Annotated in this window: 14 protein-coding genes; 4 read left to right on the forward strand and 10 right to left on the reverse strand. The window is 61.9% G+C overall.

The annotated features are described in order from the left end of the window. Window positions 1-58 precede the first annotated feature (58 nt). The 4 genes from FJQ55_RS07190 to ppx all read left to right on the forward strand — a co-directional run bounded on the left by FJQ55_RS07190 (window position 59) and on the right by ppx (window position 5,717). Entirely contained in the window at window positions 59-1,216 is a 1,158-nt protein-coding gene (locus tag FJQ55_RS07190; RefSeq protein ID WP_140826955.1) for an AI-2E family transporter, read from the forward strand. Further along, window positions 1,217-1,930 (forward strand): DnaA regulatory inactivator HdaA, encoded by a 714-nt coding sequence (gene hdaA, locus FJQ55_RS07195; protein WP_140826956.1) that lies wholly within the window; start codon window positions 1,217-1,219, stop codon window positions 1,928-1,930. It begins immediately after the preceding gene. A gap of 61 nt (window positions 1,931-1,991) precedes the next feature. Then, entirely contained in the window at window positions 1,992-4,184 is a 2,193-nt protein-coding gene (locus tag FJQ55_RS07200) for an RNA degradosome polyphosphate kinase (RefSeq protein ID WP_140826957.1), read from the forward strand. A 12-nt stretch (window positions 4,185-4,196) separates the two neighbouring features. Next, complete coding sequence (ppx, locus tag FJQ55_RS07205) at window positions 4,197-5,717, forward strand: exopolyphosphatase (RefSeq protein WP_140826958.1); 1,521 nt, start codon at window positions 4,197-4,199, stop codon at window positions 5,715-5,717. A gap of 70 nt (window positions 5,718-5,787) precedes the next feature. On the opposite strand, the gene FJQ55_RS07210 is transcribed toward ppx, so the two are convergent. The 10 genes from FJQ55_RS07210 to FJQ55_RS07255 form a co-directional block, all read right to left on the reverse strand. Further along, entirely contained in the window at window positions 5,788-7,146 is a 1,359-nt protein-coding gene (locus tag FJQ55_RS07210) for an esterase-like activity of phytase family protein (RefSeq protein ID WP_140826959.1), read from the reverse strand. A 113-nt stretch (window positions 7,147-7,259) separates the two neighbouring features. Beyond that, the gene (locus FJQ55_RS07215) at window positions 7,260-8,324 is read right to left on the reverse strand and encodes an adenylate/guanylate cyclase domain-containing protein (RefSeq protein ID WP_140826960.1); all 1,065 of its coding nucleotides are present in this window, start codon (window positions 8,322-8,324) and stop codon (window positions 7,260-7,262) included. Window positions 8,325-8,489: 165 nt separating this feature from the next. Next, window positions 8,490-10,172: a cis-3-hydroxy-L-proline dehydratase gene (lhpI, locus tag FJQ55_RS07220; protein ID WP_140826961.1), complete on the reverse strand. Its 1,683-nt coding sequence runs from the start codon at window positions 10,170-10,172 to the stop codon at window positions 8,490-8,492. Continuing rightward, window positions 10,162-11,184, reverse strand: coding sequence for a DUF2891 domain-containing protein (locus tag FJQ55_RS07225; protein ID WP_140826962.1), 1,023 nt, complete (start codon window positions 11,182-11,184; stop codon window positions 10,162-10,164). Before FJQ55_RS07225 ends, lhpI begins: the two co-directional genes overlap by 11 nt. Continuing rightward, the gene (locus tag FJQ55_RS07230) at window positions 11,181-12,158 is read right to left on the reverse strand and encodes a small ribosomal subunit Rsm22 family protein (RefSeq protein WP_140826963.1); all 978 of its coding nucleotides are present in this window, start codon (window positions 12,156-12,158) and stop codon (window positions 11,181-11,183) included. Before FJQ55_RS07230 ends, FJQ55_RS07225 begins: the two co-directional genes overlap by 4 nt. A 9-nt stretch (window positions 12,159-12,167) precedes the next feature. Then, window positions 12,168-12,650 (reverse strand): GNAT family N-acetyltransferase, encoded by a 483-nt coding sequence (locus tag FJQ55_RS07235; protein ID WP_140826964.1) that lies wholly within the window; start codon window positions 12,648-12,650, stop codon window positions 12,168-12,170. Between the two features lie 3 nt (window positions 12,651-12,653). Continuing rightward, window positions 12,654-13,799, reverse strand: coding sequence for a ribonuclease D (gene rnd, locus FJQ55_RS07240; protein WP_140826965.1), 1,146 nt, complete (start codon window positions 13,797-13,799; stop codon window positions 12,654-12,656). Window positions 13,800-13,916: 117 nt separating this feature from the next. Further along, window positions 13,917-14,804, reverse strand: coding sequence for an MBL fold metallo-hydrolase (locus FJQ55_RS07245; RefSeq protein WP_140826966.1), 888 nt, complete (start codon window positions 14,802-14,804; stop codon window positions 13,917-13,919). Window position 14,805: 1 nt separating this feature from the next. Beyond that, window positions 14,806-16,215, reverse strand: coding sequence for a multicopper oxidase family protein (locus tag FJQ55_RS07250; protein ID WP_140826967.1), 1,410 nt, complete (start codon window positions 16,213-16,215; stop codon window positions 14,806-14,808). 101 nt (window positions 16,216-16,316) lie between these two features. Next, window positions 16,317-17,555: an MFS transporter gene (locus FJQ55_RS07255; protein WP_140826968.1), complete on the reverse strand. Its 1,239-nt coding sequence runs from the start codon at window positions 17,553-17,555 to the stop codon at window positions 16,317-16,319.

Here is a 17,555-nt window from a genome sequence, read left to right on the forward strand (position 1 = left end):
GAATTGCTGCTATGCCACAGAGATGGGGCCGGCACGCCATCCGCAAGGAGTTGAGGACATGCATCGCAACATCAGCGCAATCGGCCTTCGCCGCCAAGCCTTCTTCTGGCTCGGCACGCTGGCCGTCTTCGTCGTCTTTCTGATGATGTTCTCGTCGATCCTCCTGCCGTTCATCGCCGGCATGGCGCTCGCCTATTTCCTGGATCCGGTCGCCGACCGTCTGGAGCGCATTGGTTTGAGCCGGCTGATGGCGACGGTGGTCATCCTCGTCTCCTTCGTCGTCGTCTTCATCCTTTCGCTGATGATCATCATTCCGATCCTGGCCAGCCAGTTGAACGACTTCATCCAGCGCGTGCCCGAATATGTGTCGCAGCTGCAGAGCTTCATCGCGAGCTCGAATGCCGCCTGGCTGCCCGATTGGGTCGACGGGCAGATGGAAACGATCCGGCAGAATTTCTCCCGCTACCTGACAGAGGGCGTCGGCTTCATCGGAACCCTGATCGGCCAGATCTGGAACTCCGGCAAGGCGCTGGTCGACATCGCTTCGCTGCTGGTGGTGACCCCGGTCGTCGCCTTCTACCTGCTGCTCGACTGGGATCGCATGATCGCCAAGGTCGACAGCTGGGTACCGCGCAGCCAGCTCGCCACGGTCCGGCAGCTGGCGCGTGAACTCGACAGCACGATCGCCGGATTTGTCCGCGGCCAGGGATCGCTCTGCCTGATCCTCGGCATCTTCTATGCCGTCGGCCTGTCGTTGGCGGGTCTCAATTTCGGGCTTCTGATCGGCTTCTTCACCGGGCTCATCAGCTTCATCCCCTATGTCGGCTCGACGGTCGGCCTGCTGCTGGCGCTCGGCGTGGCCCTCGTGCAGTTCTGGCCTGATTTCATCTGGATCGGCGTCATCGCCGGCATCTTTTTCCTCGGCCAGTTCATCGAGGGCAATATCCTGCAGCCGAAGCTGGTCGGCAAAAGCGTCGGCCTTCACCCGGTTTGGCTGATGTTTGCCCTCTTTGCCTTCGGTGCCCTGTTCGGCTTCGTCGGCGTCCTGGTCGCAGTACCGGCGGCCGCAGCCGTCGGCGTGCTTGTCCGTTTCGCGCTGTCGCGGTATCTTGAAAGCGATCTCTATTATGGTTCGGCGATCGATCTTTCGCTCACCGCATCACCAACCGTTGGCGAAATCGGCGGCGAGATCCAGCCTCAGGCCACAGAGAAGTGAATGACTGACGTCAAGAGGGCACCGGAGCGGCACGGGCCCGGCGAACAGCTGCCGCTCGTCTTCGATCATGGCTCCGCGACAGGTCGCGACGACCTTCTGGTGTCCGAGCGTCTCGCGGCGGCCGTGTCGCTGGTCGATGCCTGGCCCGCATGGCCCTCGCCAGTCGTAATCCTGCAGGGGCCGGAAGGCTCGGGCAAATCCCACCTCGCGCAGATTTTCCGTGATGTGAGCGGCGCGGCTGATATCGATGCCAGGGCAGGACAGGGCGCTTCCAGCCTCGCCGCTGCCGGACCGGTCGTCCTTGAAGATGCCGAGCGCAAGGGCTTCGACGAGGTCGAGCTTTTCCATGTCATCAATGCGGTGCGCCAGCACGGCACCTCGCTGTTGATCACCTCGCGCAGTTTCCCGCCGTCCTGGAACGTCGCTCTGCCGGACCTCGCCTCGCGGCTGAAGGCGGCGACCGTGGTCGAGATCGGTGCGCCGGACGAGGATCTTCTGGGCCAGCTCATCATGAAGCTGTTTGCCGATCGCCAGCTTTACATTGATGACAAGATCGTTGGGTATATCGTGAAGCGGATGGAACGATCCTTCACCGCTGCCCAGCAGGTGGTCGACCGGTTGGACAAGGTGGCGCTCGCCCGCCGCACCCGGATCAGCCGCAGCCTTGCCGCAGAAGTGCTGGAGACCCTGGAACAGCCGCAGAGCGGGGACTAGGCGTCACAGATCTGTCGTCATACTGTTATAGTGGCCCAAGGGGCAACAAAGGGACGAAGGCATGGACAGCGCGGTAAACGACACGGTTGGCACAAATGGCGAGGACGCGGTCCAGACGGATGACATCCGCACCAGTCCCTTGCGCTTCATCAATCGGGAATTCTCCTGGCTGCAGTTCAACCGCCGCGTCCTTGAGGAAACCCTGAACACCGCTCACCCGCTTCTCGAGCGGGTCCGCTTCCTCTCGATCTCTGCGGCCAATCTCGACGAATTTTTTATGGTCCGCGTGGCCGGCCTCGAAGGTCAGGTGCGCCAGAGCATCGTGGTGCGCAGTCCCGACGGCAAGACGCCCGCCGAACAGCTCGATGATATCCTGAAGGAAATCGACAACCTTCAGATGGAACAGCAGGCTTCGCTTGCGGTCCTTCAGCAGTATCTCGCCAATGAGGAAATCCTCATTGTACGCCCGGCGGCCCTGTCCGAAGAGGACCGCCGCTGGCTGGAAAACACCTTCGAAGACTCGATCTTCCCGGTTCTGACGCCGCTGTCTATCGACCCGGCGCATCCCTTTCCCTTCATCCCCAATCTCGGCTTCTCCATGGGGCTGCAGCTCTGCTCCAGCCGCACCGGCGAACCGATGACGGCCCTGCTTCGCCTGCCGCCGACGCTCGACCGTTTCATCCGCTTGCAGGATATCGGGCAGACGATCCGCTTCATCACATTGGAGGACGTGGTCGGCCTGTTCATCAACCGGCTTTACCCGGGTTACGAGGTGAAGGGCTTCGGCACCTTCCGCATCATCCGCGATAGCGATATCGAAGTTGAGGAAGAGGCCGAGGATCTGGTCCGTTTCTTCGAGACCGCACTGAAGCGCCGCCGCCGCGGCTCGGTCATTCGCATCGAAGTGGATTCTGAAATGCCGGTGGCCCTGCGCCAGTTCGTCGTGCACGAGCTGAACGTGCCCGACAACCGTGTGGCCGTGCTGCCCGGACTGCTCGCTCTCAACACGATTTCGGAAATCTGCAAGGCACCGCGCGACGACCTGCGCTTCGAGCCCTACAATGCGCGCTTTCCGGAGCGCGTTCGCGAACATGCCGGTGACTGTCTGGCGGCAATCCGCGAAAAGGACATGATCGTCCACCACCCCTATGAAAGCTTTGACGTCGTCGTGCAGTTCCTGCTGCAGGCGGCCCGCGATCCCGACGTGCTCGCGATCAAGCAGACGCTTTACCGCACCTCCAACGACAGCCCGATTGTGCGCGCCCTGATCGACGCGGCCGAAGCCGGCAAGTCGGTCACGGCGCTGGTGGAACTGAAGGCCCGTTTCGACGAAGAGGCGAACATCCGCTGGGCCCGCGATCTGGAGCGCGCCGGCGTCCAGGTCGTCTTCGGCTTCATCGAACTCAAGACCCACGCCAAGATGTCGATGGTCGTGCGCCGTGAAGACGGCAAGCTCAGAACCTACTGCCATCTCGGCACCGGCAATTATCACCCGGTTACGGCGAAGATCTACACGGACCTGTCCTTCTTCACCTGCAACCCGAAGATCGCCCATGATATGGCGAATGTCTTCAACTTCATTACCGGTTACGGCGAGCCGGAAGAGGGCATGAAGCTCGCGGTTTCGCCCTATACGCTGCGCCCGCGCATACTGCGCCACATCAACGAGGAGATCGAGCACGCCAAGGCCGGTCGCCCGGCGCAGATCTGGATGAAGATGAACTCGCTGGTCGATCCCGAGATTATCGACGCGTTGTATGAGGCTAGCAGCGCCGGCGTCGAAATCGACCTGGTCATCCGCGGCATCTGCTGCCTGCGGCCGCGAGTAGCCGGGCTTTCGGACAATATTAGGGTCAAGTCGATCGTCGGTCGCTTCCTCGAACACAGCCGCATCTTCTGTTTCGGCAACGGCCACCGGCTGCCGTCCGACAAGGCGCTCGTCTATATCGGCTCGGCCGACATGATGCCGCGCAACCTCGACCGCCGCGTCGAGACTCTGGTGCCGCTGATCAACCCGACGGTGCATGAGCAGGTTCTGTCACAGATCATGCTGGGCAACCTGATTGACAACCAGCAGAGCTACGAGATATTGGCCGACGGAACGTCACGCCGCATCGAGGTGCGACAGGGTGAGGAACCTTTCAACGCCCAGCACTATTTCATGACCAATCCTAGCCTGTCGGGCCGGGGTGAAGCCTTGAAATCGAGTGCACCGAAACTGATCGCCGGCCTGATTTCCGGCAGGAAACGCTAACACTGGTACCTCATGACACGATCTGAAGCGCAGGGGCGTCTTCCCGGGATTGCCCCTGTCTCCGTTGTTGACATCGGCTCGAACTCGATCCGCCTGGTGATCTATGAGGGGCTGTCGCGCGCACCGACGGTCTTGTTCAACGAGAAGGTCCTTTGCGGACTGGGCAAGGGTGTCGCAACGAGCGGGCGCATGGACGAGGAGGGCGTCGAGCGTGCGCTGGCCGCGCTTCGGCGATTCCGTGCCTTGTCCCAGCAGGCTCAGGCGACGCGGATGTATGTCCTCGCCACGGCTGCCGCCCGCGAAGCCTCCAACGGCCCTGATTTCATTGCACGCGCCGAAGAGATCCTGGGGCAGGAAATCCTTGTTCTGACCGGCGAGGAAGAGGCGAAGTATTCCGCGCTCGGCATCATCAGCGGCTTCCACGAGGCCGATGGCATTGCGGGCGATCTCGGAGGCGGCTCGCTTGAATTGATCGATATCAGCGGCAAGACCTTCGGCAAGGGCATCACCCTTCCGCTTGGCGGCCTGCGGCTTTCGGAAGCCGTCGATGGTTCGCTGCCCAAGGCCCGCGCGCTGGCCAAGAAGCTGCTCCTCGGTGCCAAGTTTCTTTCGAAAGGCACGGGCCGGACCTTCTATGCGGTGGGTGGCACCTGGCGCAACATTGCCAAGCTGCACATGGAGATCCGCAAATATCCGCTGCACATGATGCAGGGGTATGAGCTGCCCTATGACGAGATCGCCTTCTTCCTCGACGAGATCATTTCCGGCGCCAATGCCCGAGATCCTGCCTGGTCGTCCATCTCCAAGAACCGCCGCAACCTGATTCCCTTCGGTGCGATTGCGCTGCGCGAGGTGATCGAGGTCATGCAGCCGCGCACGGTCTGCTTCTCCGCCCAGGGTGTGCGCGAAGGTTATCTCTATTCGCTGCTGCTGGAAGAGGAGCAGGCGCTCGATCCCCTCATCGAAGCGGCCGATGAACTGGCAATCCTGCGCGCCCGCTCGCCGGAACATGCCCGCGAACTCGCCGACTGGACCGGTCGGATGATGCCTTTCTTCGACATCGAGGAAACCGAAGAGGAAAGCCGCTATCGCCAGGCCGCCTGCCTGCTCGCCGACATCAGCTGGCGCGCTCATCCTGACTATCGCGGCCTGCAGGCGCTGAACGTGATCGCCCACTCGTCCTTCGTCGGCATCACGCATCCCGGCCGCGCCTTCATCGCGCTCACCAATTACTACCGCTTTGAAGGTCTGCACGACGACGGCCAGACCGGCCCGCTGGCGGCGATCGCCACGGAACGCCTGCTCGACCGGGCAAAGCTGGTGGGTGGGATGCTGCGCGTCGTCTATCTCTTCTCTGCCTCGATGCCGGGCGTGGTGCACAACTTGACCTTCCGACGCTCGAGCAATCCCGAACTCGACCTCGAATTTGTCGTGCCCAAGGCCTATGAGGTCTTCGCCGGCGAACGGCTGGACGGTCGTCTGACGCAGTTGTCGAAGCTTACGGGCAAGCGGCTCGCATTCGTGTACGAATAAGCCCAAGCCGCAAATCCTGATCAGATTGAGAGCGGGCCGGGCCCCGCTCTCGTCGTTTAAAGTGCGTTTTTCACTTCGCCGCGAGGAAATCGCCCACCTCGAGCAGAACGAATTCGGTATCGTCTGCCTTATCGAGCGCGCGGCCGGCCGAAAAGGGCAGGTTGTTGTCGTTGCCCACGACGATATGGGTCGGATCGACCACATCGACATTCTCGATGGTGACAAAGGGCATGTCGTAGAAACCGTCACCGCCGCCCTGACGCTTCTTGTTGTCCGGGTCTTCGATCTTCATCAGGTCGATATAACCGATCTTGCGCACGGCCTTGCCGGCATTCTCGTCTGTCATTTCGATCTTGTAGATCCGCTTGTGCCTGGCCGGAACGGCGAAGCAGTCGTCGGCCGGTGCCTTCGGATCGGCGCAAGCCTTTTCGGCAACGCCGGCGCCATTGTCGCGCTCGATGACGAGCGCCGTCGTCTCGTCGATCATGTTGAAGTCACCGATCGCCTCGCCGCCTTCGGAGAGTGGATAAAGCCAGGTCTTGCCTGTCCAGGCCTTGGAGGCGGCGTCGAGTTCGATGATGCGCAGTGCCGTCAGGCCGTCGGCCTTCTCGACCGAACCGTCTTCGAGATAGAGCGGGCCTTCCAGCAGACCGTAGAGTTTGCTGCCGTCCTTCGACATCGCCATCCCCTCATAGCCGCCCGAGCGCTTGAGGTTGAAGACCGGCATCTTGGCAGCCGGATTGGCCGGGACGACGAGGGTCGGATTGTCGGGCGACTTGACGTCGGTCTCGCCGGCATTGGTGGCGATGACCTCGGTCAGCACGCCCTCGGTGGAGAACTTCAGCACATAGGGGCCGAACTCCTCGCCGACCCAGAAGCCATCGGCGACAGGCTGGATGGATTCGACGTCGAAGTCCGCGCCCGTCAGATAGCGCTTCTCCGAGCCTTCCATGGCGATCGGGAAGGGGGCCTTCTTGTCGGAATCGGTCAGGAAGAGGGTGTTTTCGACCTTCACCGTGCCGGCATCCCAATCAAAAGTCAGATGATGTAGCATCAGCATGGCGTCGGTTGAATTGATCTTCGAGCCGAAGCCGTTGTCCGACAGGCTCCAGAACGAGCCGTCCGGCATGGCCTTGATGCCGGAGAAGCCCTGGAGCGGCTGCCCGTCGAAGGGAAGCGAAAGACCGGTCGGCCGCACCCCGTCTTTGCCGGGCACGCTGCCGAGCTCTTCGGCGCGCTTGCGATCGGCGGTGGTGAACTTGCCGGAGGTCTTGAGATAGGCGGGCGCATCGTCCGGCGCAGCGATGATCGTGTTTGCCGGCAGGATGGCGTGGTTCACCAACCTGGCAGTGAACACTGTCTCGTCGGCAAGCGCAGACGAGGCGCAGATGAGGAAAAGGGATACGGAAGCGAGAAGGGATTTTTTCATCGACGTCACCTTGGTTGATGAGGATAACGACGAGAGGGGTTACGGCCTTTAGATATCAGAGGAATTACGGGCGTACGAAGCTTTGATGACGGCGCAACGGCGATCGTCGAAGATCACTCGGCAGCGCCCGCCGCAAGGCGAGGCGCAGCGGAGGTCGACATTGGTTTCGCTTGGCGCGCCAGGGCGATGACGCCGATCGGCTGGCCACGGCCGCGCAGCCCGTGCTCGCCCAGATAATCTGCATGGATGGTGGCCGGCATGGTCATGCGTTGCGCCAGATCCTGCGAGATCAATACGGGGCGCCCAAGCGTACGGCACAGGCTCTCGAGGCGCGCCGTCGTGTTCACCGTGTCGCCGAAATAGGCAATCTTGTGGTGGTCGACGCCGATCTCGGCCGTGATGATCTCGCCGCCATGTAGGGCGGCCCGCAGGCGCGGCATCTGGCCGAACTGGCTCATCCACCGGTCGGAATTGGCTTCGATCTGGTCGATGATATCGAACACACAGCAGATGCATCGCGCATCCCTAATGCCACGCTCCAGAGGCCAGGTGATGATGACAGCGTCTCCGATATAGTCATCGATCGTGCCGTGATGCCGCCGGACCGGCTCGGCCAGCGCAGTGAAAAGGGCTCCAAGAAACTCCTGTGTTCGCAGGTCGCCATGTTTCTCGGCAAAAGAGGTCGATCCCACCAGGTCGATGAAGAGGAAGACGCGCTCCTCTCGGACCGGCTTGCGGTAGCGGCCGGTGAGCAGGCTGGTGAAGATGTCGCTGCCCAGAAGATCGCGGACGCGGAGCACGAAGACGATAGAACCCGTGACCGCGAAGGTGTAGAAGACGACATTCCAGGGCAGGATGAAGATCTGATGCCAAGTCTCTTCAATGGTGCCCGAAATCTTGAGCAGATATCCGCCGGTGACATAGCCAGCGACCATCAGTCCGTAGTAGGTCGCAAGCGAAAAGACGAGGAAGGATGGTGTTGCAAGCCCATGCAGCCAGTTCCGGTAGTGCGATAGAAAGAGACGCCGCTCGAAGGCGATGATCGGCATGGCGATGAAGACGGAAAATATCGCGCCGATATGAGCCCGGCCGCCATAGACGAACAAGCTGTAAGCAACCCCACTCAAGGCAACGGCTGTTACCACCAGGCCCCAGAATAACAAGCTGTGCCGTGTCATGAGCCGTCCACCATTCTCGCTTGCAGCAAAGACTGCACCTCGTTGCGATATAGTGGCTTGTTCCACCTTGTGCCAGACATGCGCTTGCCGGAATTCGAGGCAGGGTGGCGCCAAAATTGATAGCTAGCCAACTTGCCAGGAACGGTGGCCTTCAAGCCGCGACAATTACGGCAACCAGACAGGCAGCCCATCTGTGTCCATGCCTTGCACAGCCGCCTCCACACAGGCGGAAAGCGAACCGAACCGCATCTCGCGACCGGACAGGCCCGGCCCGTAATGGGCATATTTGCCGGAATTGGTCATGATCACCTTGGTCGAGGGTGGGATCAGCGGCTCTGTGATCATGCACCAGCAGGTATCCGTGACGAAAGTGACCCCAAAGCTTCGGAGCGGCTCGACATCGCCCGAGACCCTTGCCTGCTCCAAAACATGCCGACTGCAGGTGACGATTAGAGCAACAGCCGGATGCTTGATCCGGCCGCGACAGAGGCGCCCAAGTGCCGCGATCTCTTCGACGGAGAAGTGAGGATTGCCGAGCGAAACCAGTTGCACGGGACCGGCCGGGGCACCGTTCAGCTCCGCCCAGGCCTGGCGCAATTGATCCAGGGTCAACGTGACGACGGGCAGGTCGAGGAGAGCATAGCCGCCACCCGTGATCGCCTCGGGCGTTACGCCGGCGATATGAAACATCGGCGCAGCAGACGTCGTGGCAAAGGCGGCGCCGAAAGCCTTGAGGTCGTTGAGATCGGGTGCAAACTCAGCGAGCCCCTCGATAACGGGGATTTCATCCGGCGCCAACGTGCCGATGAGGTAGCCGAGGAGCGGATACAGGCTATCGTCAATATCCCGGAGAGCCGGTAGCCGGATGCGCAATGCGGGTAAACGTGCGCTGTCGAGGTGGCAGCCGGCCTTTGGCGCGCGGCCGGTAAGCGCCACGCAGATGTCCAGATAGTCTGGATATTTCATCGTCCGCGCGCCCAGAACGCTGTTTGCGAAGACGACCGCATTGGATTCCGCCCAGACGATCTGCTCATCGCGCTGAGGTTTGTCGTCGAGCAGATAGGGCGCGCAGGTGAAGGTCGGCTTGGCGCCCATCGCCACATAGGCGTCCGCCAGCCGGCTCGCCGGCTCCCCGAATTCCGGCGCAATCCCCTGCGCGCGCCACTGGCGTTGGTCAACGGAAATGGCATTGAGCGTGGTAGGGACTTGCACGCACCCGCCGAGGTCTCTCAATTTTTCCGCAAAGGCGAGGCCACCGGCGCCGGTATAGATACAGCCGTCGATATGGGCGCGAGTGATGTCGATGAGTTCTGTGGCACCTTCGATCTCCGCCATGCGCAGCACGATCCGCATGGCAACCGCTGCAGCCTCGCCCTGTGCACCGGCCAGAATCCCCTCGTCTTCAGGGGACAGCCGAAGCGTGGCAGGCCGCGCCCCACGATCCATTGCAGCGATGCGGACATCGCTTCTATCCCGAAGAGTTGCGAAATTTTTCTCGCCGACGCAGAGGACGGGGATCGAGCAGCCGAACAACGCCTCCGCCACGATCACGCCGAGTGTAATGATCGATTCCGGACGTTCGAGCAGGATCGCCGCCGGCCCTTTGTCGTTGAGCAACAATTCGAGGACTACGCCGCTGCCGGAGCAGGACCCCCGGCTGGTCGGAATGGCGAGGATGCGACCACGGAGCGACTGCCCGCTTAAGGGATGACGCCGATCGATGACCTCGCCGGTCACCGCATCCACGCCACCCCAGAAGCTGAGGCCCACATCGCTGAACAGGATTTTGCCTTCCGCAAGACCGGGCACCAGAACCCGGCCACTGATCGTCACGGTGTCATCGGTCATGGGTCACCTCGGTGAGCGCGAGAACAGCGAAGCTGGCGAGCCAGTGTTCGCCCATGTAATCCCCGGCCACGTGCTCCAGTCCGGCAACGAGATGACGGTCTGCGGCATCTCTCAATATGGTCCGGCGTGGATCGTCCGCAGGCAGCGCTGCAGCAAGCGACCGGAAACACCAGGCGCGACTGAGGTTCAGCCCGTCGAGATGCGCGATCTTGCCATCGGAGCGATCGGAGACCTCGGGCAGGCAAAATAGCGTCGCTGGATCCTTCGCGGCGATCTTCGGCAGGAAGCGGTCGAACCAGGCTGCGAAGCCTTGCGCCGGCATCAGGCGGCGCAGACATTCGGCCTCGATCAATGCCGGCGAGAGAAAGTCGTCGCCGGAAGGCTCGCCCCAGGCCGGACATGCTTCGTCAGCGCCGTACCAGCGAAACGCCGTATGTTGCAGCAGATCAAGAAGACCATGGTCTGCCATCGCCTCCGCATAGTCGGCGGCGAGCCGAAGCGCGAATGCCGTGTTGTAATGCGTCCCCGTTCGCACGGGGTAAGAGGCAATCGGCAGGAAGGCATGGAATCGCTGGACGATGCGCTCTGTCAGCGGTTGCAAGGTCGTTCGCCAGGCGGCGTGCTCGTGTCCGACGAGCTCCGCTGAAAGCTTCAACAGCCAGCCCCAGCCGTATGGCCTTTCATAACCGCGCGCCGAGGGGCGGTCGAAATAGGCGCCTTCGCCAGCAACCTTGTCATCAACGATCGTCCAGTCGAAGAGACTGCGGATCGCCTCGGCTTCGGGCAGGTTCGGGAACAGCCGCAAAAGCCGCGCCAGCATCCAGTAGCCGTGCACGCAGGAGTGCCAGTCATAACTGCCGAAGAACAATGGATGCAGCTCCGACGGTGTGCCGATGTCTTCAGGCCCTTCCAGTCCGTGCACGATGTGGTTCGGATATTCTCGCGTCACATGCGAGAGTGCAATCCGGGCAAAGCGCGAAGCGAGATCGGCGGTGAGCGCAGCACCCGTCATCCCTGCTTCTCCTCCTGCAGCAGATCGCCCCAATCGGCGCGGCGCAATTCCTTGAACGCGTCGCCGTCGCGTTTGCTGAGCATGAGTTCAGCAACATTGCCGTTGGGGCGACAGAGCTTGACCCGGCCGACCCCGCCATTGACGCGCGGCGGCACGAGAATGCGCGAAGCCGTCCGCTCGACCGGCTCACGCGAGGCGGCGATGAAGATATATTTCTCGTCCTCCCACGGCACCTCTGCTCCCTTCGCAAGCCTGTGCACGCGTGAGCGCGCCACCCGCCTTGAGAAATGGCACCAGTCCGGCGCCACGATCGGACAGTTTTCCGAATGGGCGCAAGGGGCGACCAGATGCGCGCTGGTAGCCCTTAGAGTGTCGCGGGCAATAAGGATGCGCTGCCAGCCGGCTGGTGTGCCCGGCTCGATGATCACAAGCATGCCCTTGGTCAGCGACCACAGTGTCTGCGTGACGCTGGCGATGGTTGTCGGAGGCAATTCATCGAGCACATAAGCGAGCGTGACGAGGTCTGCGGGGGCGAGTGAGGGGATCTTGGCCGTTATGTCACCCGCCTGCCAATGGCTGGTGACCTGCGAACTGCGGGAGAGCTTTTCCCCTACGCTGCGAATGGCGCCTGACGCCTCGACCATCTCGGCCGTGCCGAGCGAGGCCCAGGTGTCTGCTGCCGCCCAAAGGGCAGTGCCGGGTCCACAGCCGAGGTCGATCAGCGAGGTGGGTGCGAAGTCCGGCGCAACCTCCTCGATCATGCCGAGCGCCGCCCGCACGGCGGCAAAGGTGGCGGGCATCCGGGTCGCGAGATAGGCCTTGGCGGCGAGAGCATCGTCAATGTGAAAGCGCCCGTCGCGCACCTCGCGCCGATAGCGATCGGAGAGAATGGCGCTGGCTTTGGCAAGCTTCTCCAACGGCTCGCCCGAAAGCATCTGGTCGACGGCCGAGCGCAGGGCGGCGGGCAGTTCCATGAGGGCTCCTCAGCCGCAGCGCGATGCCCATTCCGGGCGGAGAATTGAGAGATTGACGAGATCGAAGCGGCTTCCGTCGGGGCGCAGGCCTGCTTCGCGTTCAACGCCCTCGTGCAGAAAACCGAAGCGCGCGTAAAGTCGTGCGGCTTTCGTGTTGTCCTTGACGTGGTGCAGCCACAGCCGATGCGTGGAGGTTTCATTGAACACGTGGCTCAGGACCAGGGGCAGAAGAGCGCTTCCAAATCCATTTGAAGTTTTCGTCACAATGAACCGCCGCAGACACAAATTGCCTTCCCGACCACCGACGCCGTGCAGCAAAGCCAGCCCCATCTCCGGATGGACGAGATAAAGCCATGCCGGATCGGCGAGATGGTTGCTGTGTTCGTCTTCCTCGAACCGTCCGACCGTCAGCTCATACCCTGGCAGACGCTCCGTCTCCATGATGAACGGAATGTCGGCCTCCGTTGCACGGCGCAGGCCGAGCGCCGGCACGGCTCAGAACTCCACGGCTTCGACGCGCTTGTCGACGAAGCGCAAGCCAACGCCGCCGGAGATCAGCTTGAGCGCCAGATCGCCGAAAAGCTCGCGGCGCCAGCCCTGCAGAGCAGCCACCTCGGCCTTTTCCCCTTCGGCGGCGATCTTTTCCAGATCGTCGCTATTGGCGATCACCTTGGAGGCGACGCCGTGCTTTTCGGAGGTGAGGCGGAGCAGCACCTTAAGAAGCTCGACGGCCGACTGAGTGCCCTCGGGCGCATGGGTGTGGCGCTGCAGATGCGGCATTTCCGATTTGGGCAAGGCAAGCGCGATGTTCACCTGTTCAATGATGGCTGCACCCGAGGTCGAACGCTCCCAGCCCTTGGGGATGGTACGCAGGCGGCCGAGCGCTTCCACGTCCTTCGGCTGCTGCTGAGCAATTTCATAGATGGCATCGTCCTTCAGCACGCGCGAGCGCGGCACATTGCGCGAGCGTGCCTCGCGCTCGCGCCAGGCAGTGACATATTGCATCACGGCAAGTTCGGTCGGCTTGCGGAGCCGCATCTTCAGCCGCTGCCAGGCCTGGTCGGGATGCAGGTCATAGGTGTCACGGGATTCGAGGATCGCCATTTCCTCGGTCAGCCATTCGGCGCGGCCTTCCGCCTCCAGTTGGCCCTTCAGCTTCAGATAGACGTCGCGCAGATGGGTAACGTCGGCCAGCGCATAGTCGAGCTGCTTCTCCGACAGCGGCCGACGGCTCCAGTCGGTAAAGCGCGAGGTCTTGTCGATATGGACGTTCTTCACCTTCTGCACGAGTTGGTCATAGGAGACCGAATCGCCGAAGCCGCAGACCATCGCCGCGACCTGCGTGTCGAAGATCGGATGCGGGATCAGGTTGCCGAGGTGGAAGATGATTTCGATGTCCTGCCGGGCAGCGTGAAAAACCTTCACGACTGCCGAATTGGCCATCAGTTCGAAAAAGGGCGCGAGATCGAGGCCCTTGGCCATCGGGTCGATGATGTATTCGTGATCCGGGCTTGCCATCTGGATCAGGCAAAGTTCTGGCCAGAAGGTCGTTTCGCGGAGGAATTCCGTGTCGATCGTGATGAAATCGGATTGGGCGAGAAGACGGCAGGCCTCCTCGAGCGCGGCAGTGGTATCGATCATTTCGGCTCGGTCATGGAAAACTAAAGGATCAACCTTAGTTTCCCTTCTGGCCCTGGATGTCAATATGAACGGGTGGCAAAGGGCCGTGAACAGCCTGTTTGCCGCGGTCGTCCAGCACTATTCGTCGGCAGGCGCTCCCCGCAGGACGACAATGTTCTGCCGGTGCACCTCTTCATAGGGCGCGAAGTAAAGCGCCGATCCATTGGCGATCTCCGGGGCGATGAAGGATTCCAAGCTCTCGCTATCGAGGCTGGGGTCGTTGATCCGGGCCGTCAGTCGGATCAGGTAGTCTCTGTTCGAAGCAATCAGCGACGGCGGATAACCACCGGCGGCGATCACCTCTTCGGCGCCGTGATTGGGCAGGATGCGGCGGATCGGCAGTGTCGCCAGCCGGTCGAGCTCGACGATGTGGCGGGCGACATGCTCCGGCTCAGAGATATAGGTGACGCTGTCCTCCAGCGTATCGCCGGCAAACAGCAGGCCGAGCGAGGGAAGGAAAAGCACGGTGCCATCGGCGCTGTGGATATCGAACTGCAACAGCTGCACCTCGATATCGCCGACATGCAGAACCGTCTCACCTTCGAAGGTCTCGGTCGGCATGACCACCGGATTGATCGGCGGGTTCTTGGCGGCCAGAACCTTGCGCTTTTCGATCAGTGTGTCTTTCGTCAGCCGGTTGGACAGGATCGGACAGTCGAGGAATCCGGCATTGCCTGCGACATGATCGGTGTGCCAGTGGCTCATGACGACCTGAATCGATGTCACGCCGAGCGATTTGAGATGAGCCCGGATTGCGGCAGCATGGTCGAAGGAGATATGTGTATCATAGACCAGCGCCTGCGCGCCGGAGACTATCGCAAAGCTCGCGACGCCGAGGCTGTAGGCACCGTCATCTAGCCAGTTTGGCTCCGCCGAATGGAGCCGTTTTCCGGCGATGCGGCCGTCGTAATAAGCGAAGATGCCTGGATAGGGCTCGTGGATGCGCATCGTTGCGGCAAGGCTCATGTCATGTCACCCTGAAATAGCCGGTCATGCCGGTCTTCTGATGTTCGATCACGTGGCAGTGGAAGACCCAGTCGCCGGGATTGTCGGCGACCAGCGCCAGCTGCACCTTCTCGTCCGGCAGCACGAGATAGGTATCCGAGACCTGCGCTGTCACGTCATGTTTATTCGAGCTCACCGCCTTGAAATTCATTCCGTGCAGATGGATCGGATGGGCATGCGGCGTGACGTTCTCGACATTGAGAATATAGCTCTGGCCAAGCTTCAGCTCAGCAATCGGTGCCGTCGGATCAGCCGTGTCGCCCGGATAGGGCACCTTGTTGATCGCCCAGAAGGAATAGCCGAGCGTACCGCAGATCGAATCCTTTGCGGCGTTTTCCGCCGTCGCACTTAAAAGCAGCGGCACTTCCGTCGCGTTCTTCAGATCGACTTCGACGCCGGCGTTTTCGGCAAGGGCCCCGAGATCGCCGAGATTGCGTTTGAGGGTGGCGCCGACCGCCCGGAACTGCGTTACCACCTTCGGCGTCGAGGGACGGATGTCCTGGAGCGAAACGAGCGCGCCTTCGCTGTCGGGCACCCGAAGCGCCAGATCCAGCCGCTGCCCGGGCGCCAGGACCGCCATGTCCAGCAACGTGCGTTCAGGCACGGGGTGGCCGTCGATGGCAATGATCATAGCCTCGGCGCCCTCCAGCGTCAGGTTATAGATCCGGGTCACGTCGGAGGCGAGGACCCGTAGCCGCACCAGCCCACCCGCCGGCACGTCGTAAATCGGCTCCGGCTGCCAGTTGGCCGTGCGCACGGTTCCGAATGTGCCGGTCTTAGCCGCATCCCGCGGCTTGAACTGGGCGATGAACTGGCTGTCGCTGCCAAGGCGAAAATCGCGCAGGTTGAGCGCCACCTCGCCGTCGAAGACGGGATCGCTGTCGTCTTCGACCACGAGAACGCCGGTCAGCCCCCGACCCATCTGGGTGAGCGTGTTGCAATGGGGATGGTACCAGAAGGTCCCGGCATCCGGCGGCGTGAAGGCATAGTCGAAGTGGTCGCCCGGATAGACGTAAGGCTGGGTGACGAAGGGCACTCCATCCTGGGCATTGGGGATGCGCAAGCCATGCCAATGGATGGTGGTCGGTTCGTCGAGGCTGTTGGTGAGCCTTGCTGCAAAGGGTTTGCCCCGCTTGAGCCGCAGCACCGGCGGCGAAGGATCAGCGGATGGTGCGCCCGCCAGCCCGTAGCTCATCACCTTGTGCGTCGCCGCCTGCCCGTCGAGGGTGGCGTCAATGATCCGCGCTTCGATGTCAAGCGGTGAGGGGGCGGCGAAGGCCTGCGAGAGGCGCGGCAGCACGGCGACGCCTGCGCCATAGGCGCCGGCAACTGCGGCGGATTTCAGGAGAGTGCGACGGGAAAGCTGAAACACGACAAGGGCTCCATTCAATATCCCGGTTCTTAAAGTTGATCCTGACCTTCAGCAATAGCTCGGGGCCGTCCATGCTGTCGCAGGAGAGGCAGGCGCAGTTCTCAGCCGCCGTCTTTTTCGGAGGGCGGTGTGGCAAGCTTGCTGAAGAAGGTCGATGTGCGCAGCAGGCTCCGGAAGCGCATGCGCCGCCGCTCCGTCGGCACGGCTTCGCGGGCGAAGATGCGCGCAACCGTATAGGCGACGAAGAAGGTCAGAACGACGATCATGTAGAGAAACAGCGCATGCGGGCCGAAGGCGTCGATCAGGAAGGAGGCAAACAGTGGCCCGATGACCGCGCCGACCGACCAGAAGAACAGAGTGCCGGCGGAGATCAGCGCGTGTTGGCCGGGCGCCGCATGGTCATTGGCATGGGCCGAGCACAGGGAATAGAGCGGCATGGCGAAGGCGCCAAAAGCGAAGATGCCGACGAAGTTCGCCAACTCGCTCTCACCAGCGAAGAAGGCGAGATAGGCGCAGGCGAGCAGCGCCCCGAGCGCCGAGACGAGGATGATCACGCGCCGGTCGAGCTTGTCGGAATAATGGCCGAGCGGATATTGCAGCACGATGCCGGCAAAAATGCCGACGCTCATGAAGGTGGCGATCGATGTCACCGACATGCCGATGCCATCGGCGTAAATCGGCCCGAGCGAACGGAAGCTGGAATTGGTGAGACCGATCACGATACAGCCGACGGTGGCGAGCGGCGAGACCGACCACAGCACCTTGATGTCGAATTTGACATCTTCCGGCGGGGCGGGGCTGGTGCGGTCGGCAAAGGAGATCGGCACCAACGAGAGCGTAAGGGCCATGGATATGATCGCGAACAAATCAAAGCCGCGGACGCCGAAAAGCGGGATGAGATACTGCGCCGCCGTCACCGAGCCGAGGTCGACGAAGCGATAGACGGACAGTGTGCGGGCTCGCGTGGCGTTGGTGACACGGGCGTTCAGCCAGCTTTCGACGACGGCAAACAGCCCGGCGAAACAGATGCCCTGGATGAGGCGCATCAGGAACCACGAAACCGGATCGATGACCAGCACCATCATGATCGAGGCAGCAGAGGCGATGGCCGCCAGCGCTGAGAAGGCGCGGATATGGCCGATCGCCCGCATGATCTTGGTGACATAGACGCAGCCGATGACGAAGCCGATGAAATAGCCGGTGCCGATCATGCCGACGACGGAGGCGCTGAAACCTTCGTTGAGGGCGCGCAGCGAGATGAAAGTGCCCTGCAGCCCGTTGCCGCCGATCAGAATGCCGGCAGTGACGAGAAGGGGGATCAGCGGTCGAATGTCATTCAT

The organism is Rhizobium glycinendophyticum (assembly GCF_006443685.1).
Taxonomy (GTDB): Bacteria; Pseudomonadota; Alphaproteobacteria; order Rhizobiales; family Rhizobiaceae; genus Allorhizobium; species Allorhizobium glycinendophyticum.

Coding starts and splice junctions, on each gene's coding strand:
- FJQ55_RS07190 (WP_140826955.1), top strand. CDS start 59: ATGCATCGCAACATCAGCGCAATCGGCCTTCGCCGCCAAGCCTTCTTC.
- hdaA (WP_140826956.1), top strand. CDS start 1,217: ATGACTGACGTCAAGAGGGCACCGGAGCGGCACGGGCCCGGCGAACAG.
- FJQ55_RS07200 (WP_140826957.1), top strand. CDS start 1,992: ATGGACAGCGCGGTAAACGACACGGTTGGCACAAATGGCGAGGACGCG.
- ppx (WP_140826958.1), top strand. CDS start 4,197: ATGACACGATCTGAAGCGCAGGGGCGTCTTCCCGGGATTGCCCCTGTC.
- FJQ55_RS07210 (WP_140826959.1), bottom strand. CDS start 7,146: ATGAAAAAATCCCTTCTCGCTTCCGTATCCCTTTTCCTCATCTGCGCC.
- FJQ55_RS07215 (WP_140826960.1), bottom strand. CDS start 8,324: ATGACACGGCACAGCTTGTTATTCTGGGGCCTGGTGGTAACAGCCGTT.
- lhpI (WP_140826961.1), bottom strand. CDS start 10,172: ATGACCGATGACACCGTGACGATCAGTGGCCGGGTTCTGGTGCCCGGT.
- FJQ55_RS07225 (WP_140826962.1), bottom strand. CDS start 11,184: ATGACGGGTGCTGCGCTCACCGCCGATCTCGCTTCGCGCTTTGCCCGG.
- FJQ55_RS07230 (WP_140826963.1), bottom strand. CDS start 12,158: ATGGAACTGCCCGCCGCCCTGCGCTCGGCCGTCGACCAGATGCTTTCG.
- rnd (WP_140826965.1), bottom strand. CDS start 13,799: ATGATCGATACCACTGCCGCGCTCGAGGAGGCCTGCCGTCTTCTCGCC.
- FJQ55_RS07245 (WP_140826966.1), bottom strand. CDS start 14,804: ATGAGCCTTGCCGCAACGATGCGCATCCACGAGCCCTATCCAGGCATC.
- FJQ55_RS07255 (WP_140826968.1), bottom strand. CDS start 17,555: ATGAATGACATTCGACCGCTGATCCCCCTTCTCGTCACTGCCGGCATT.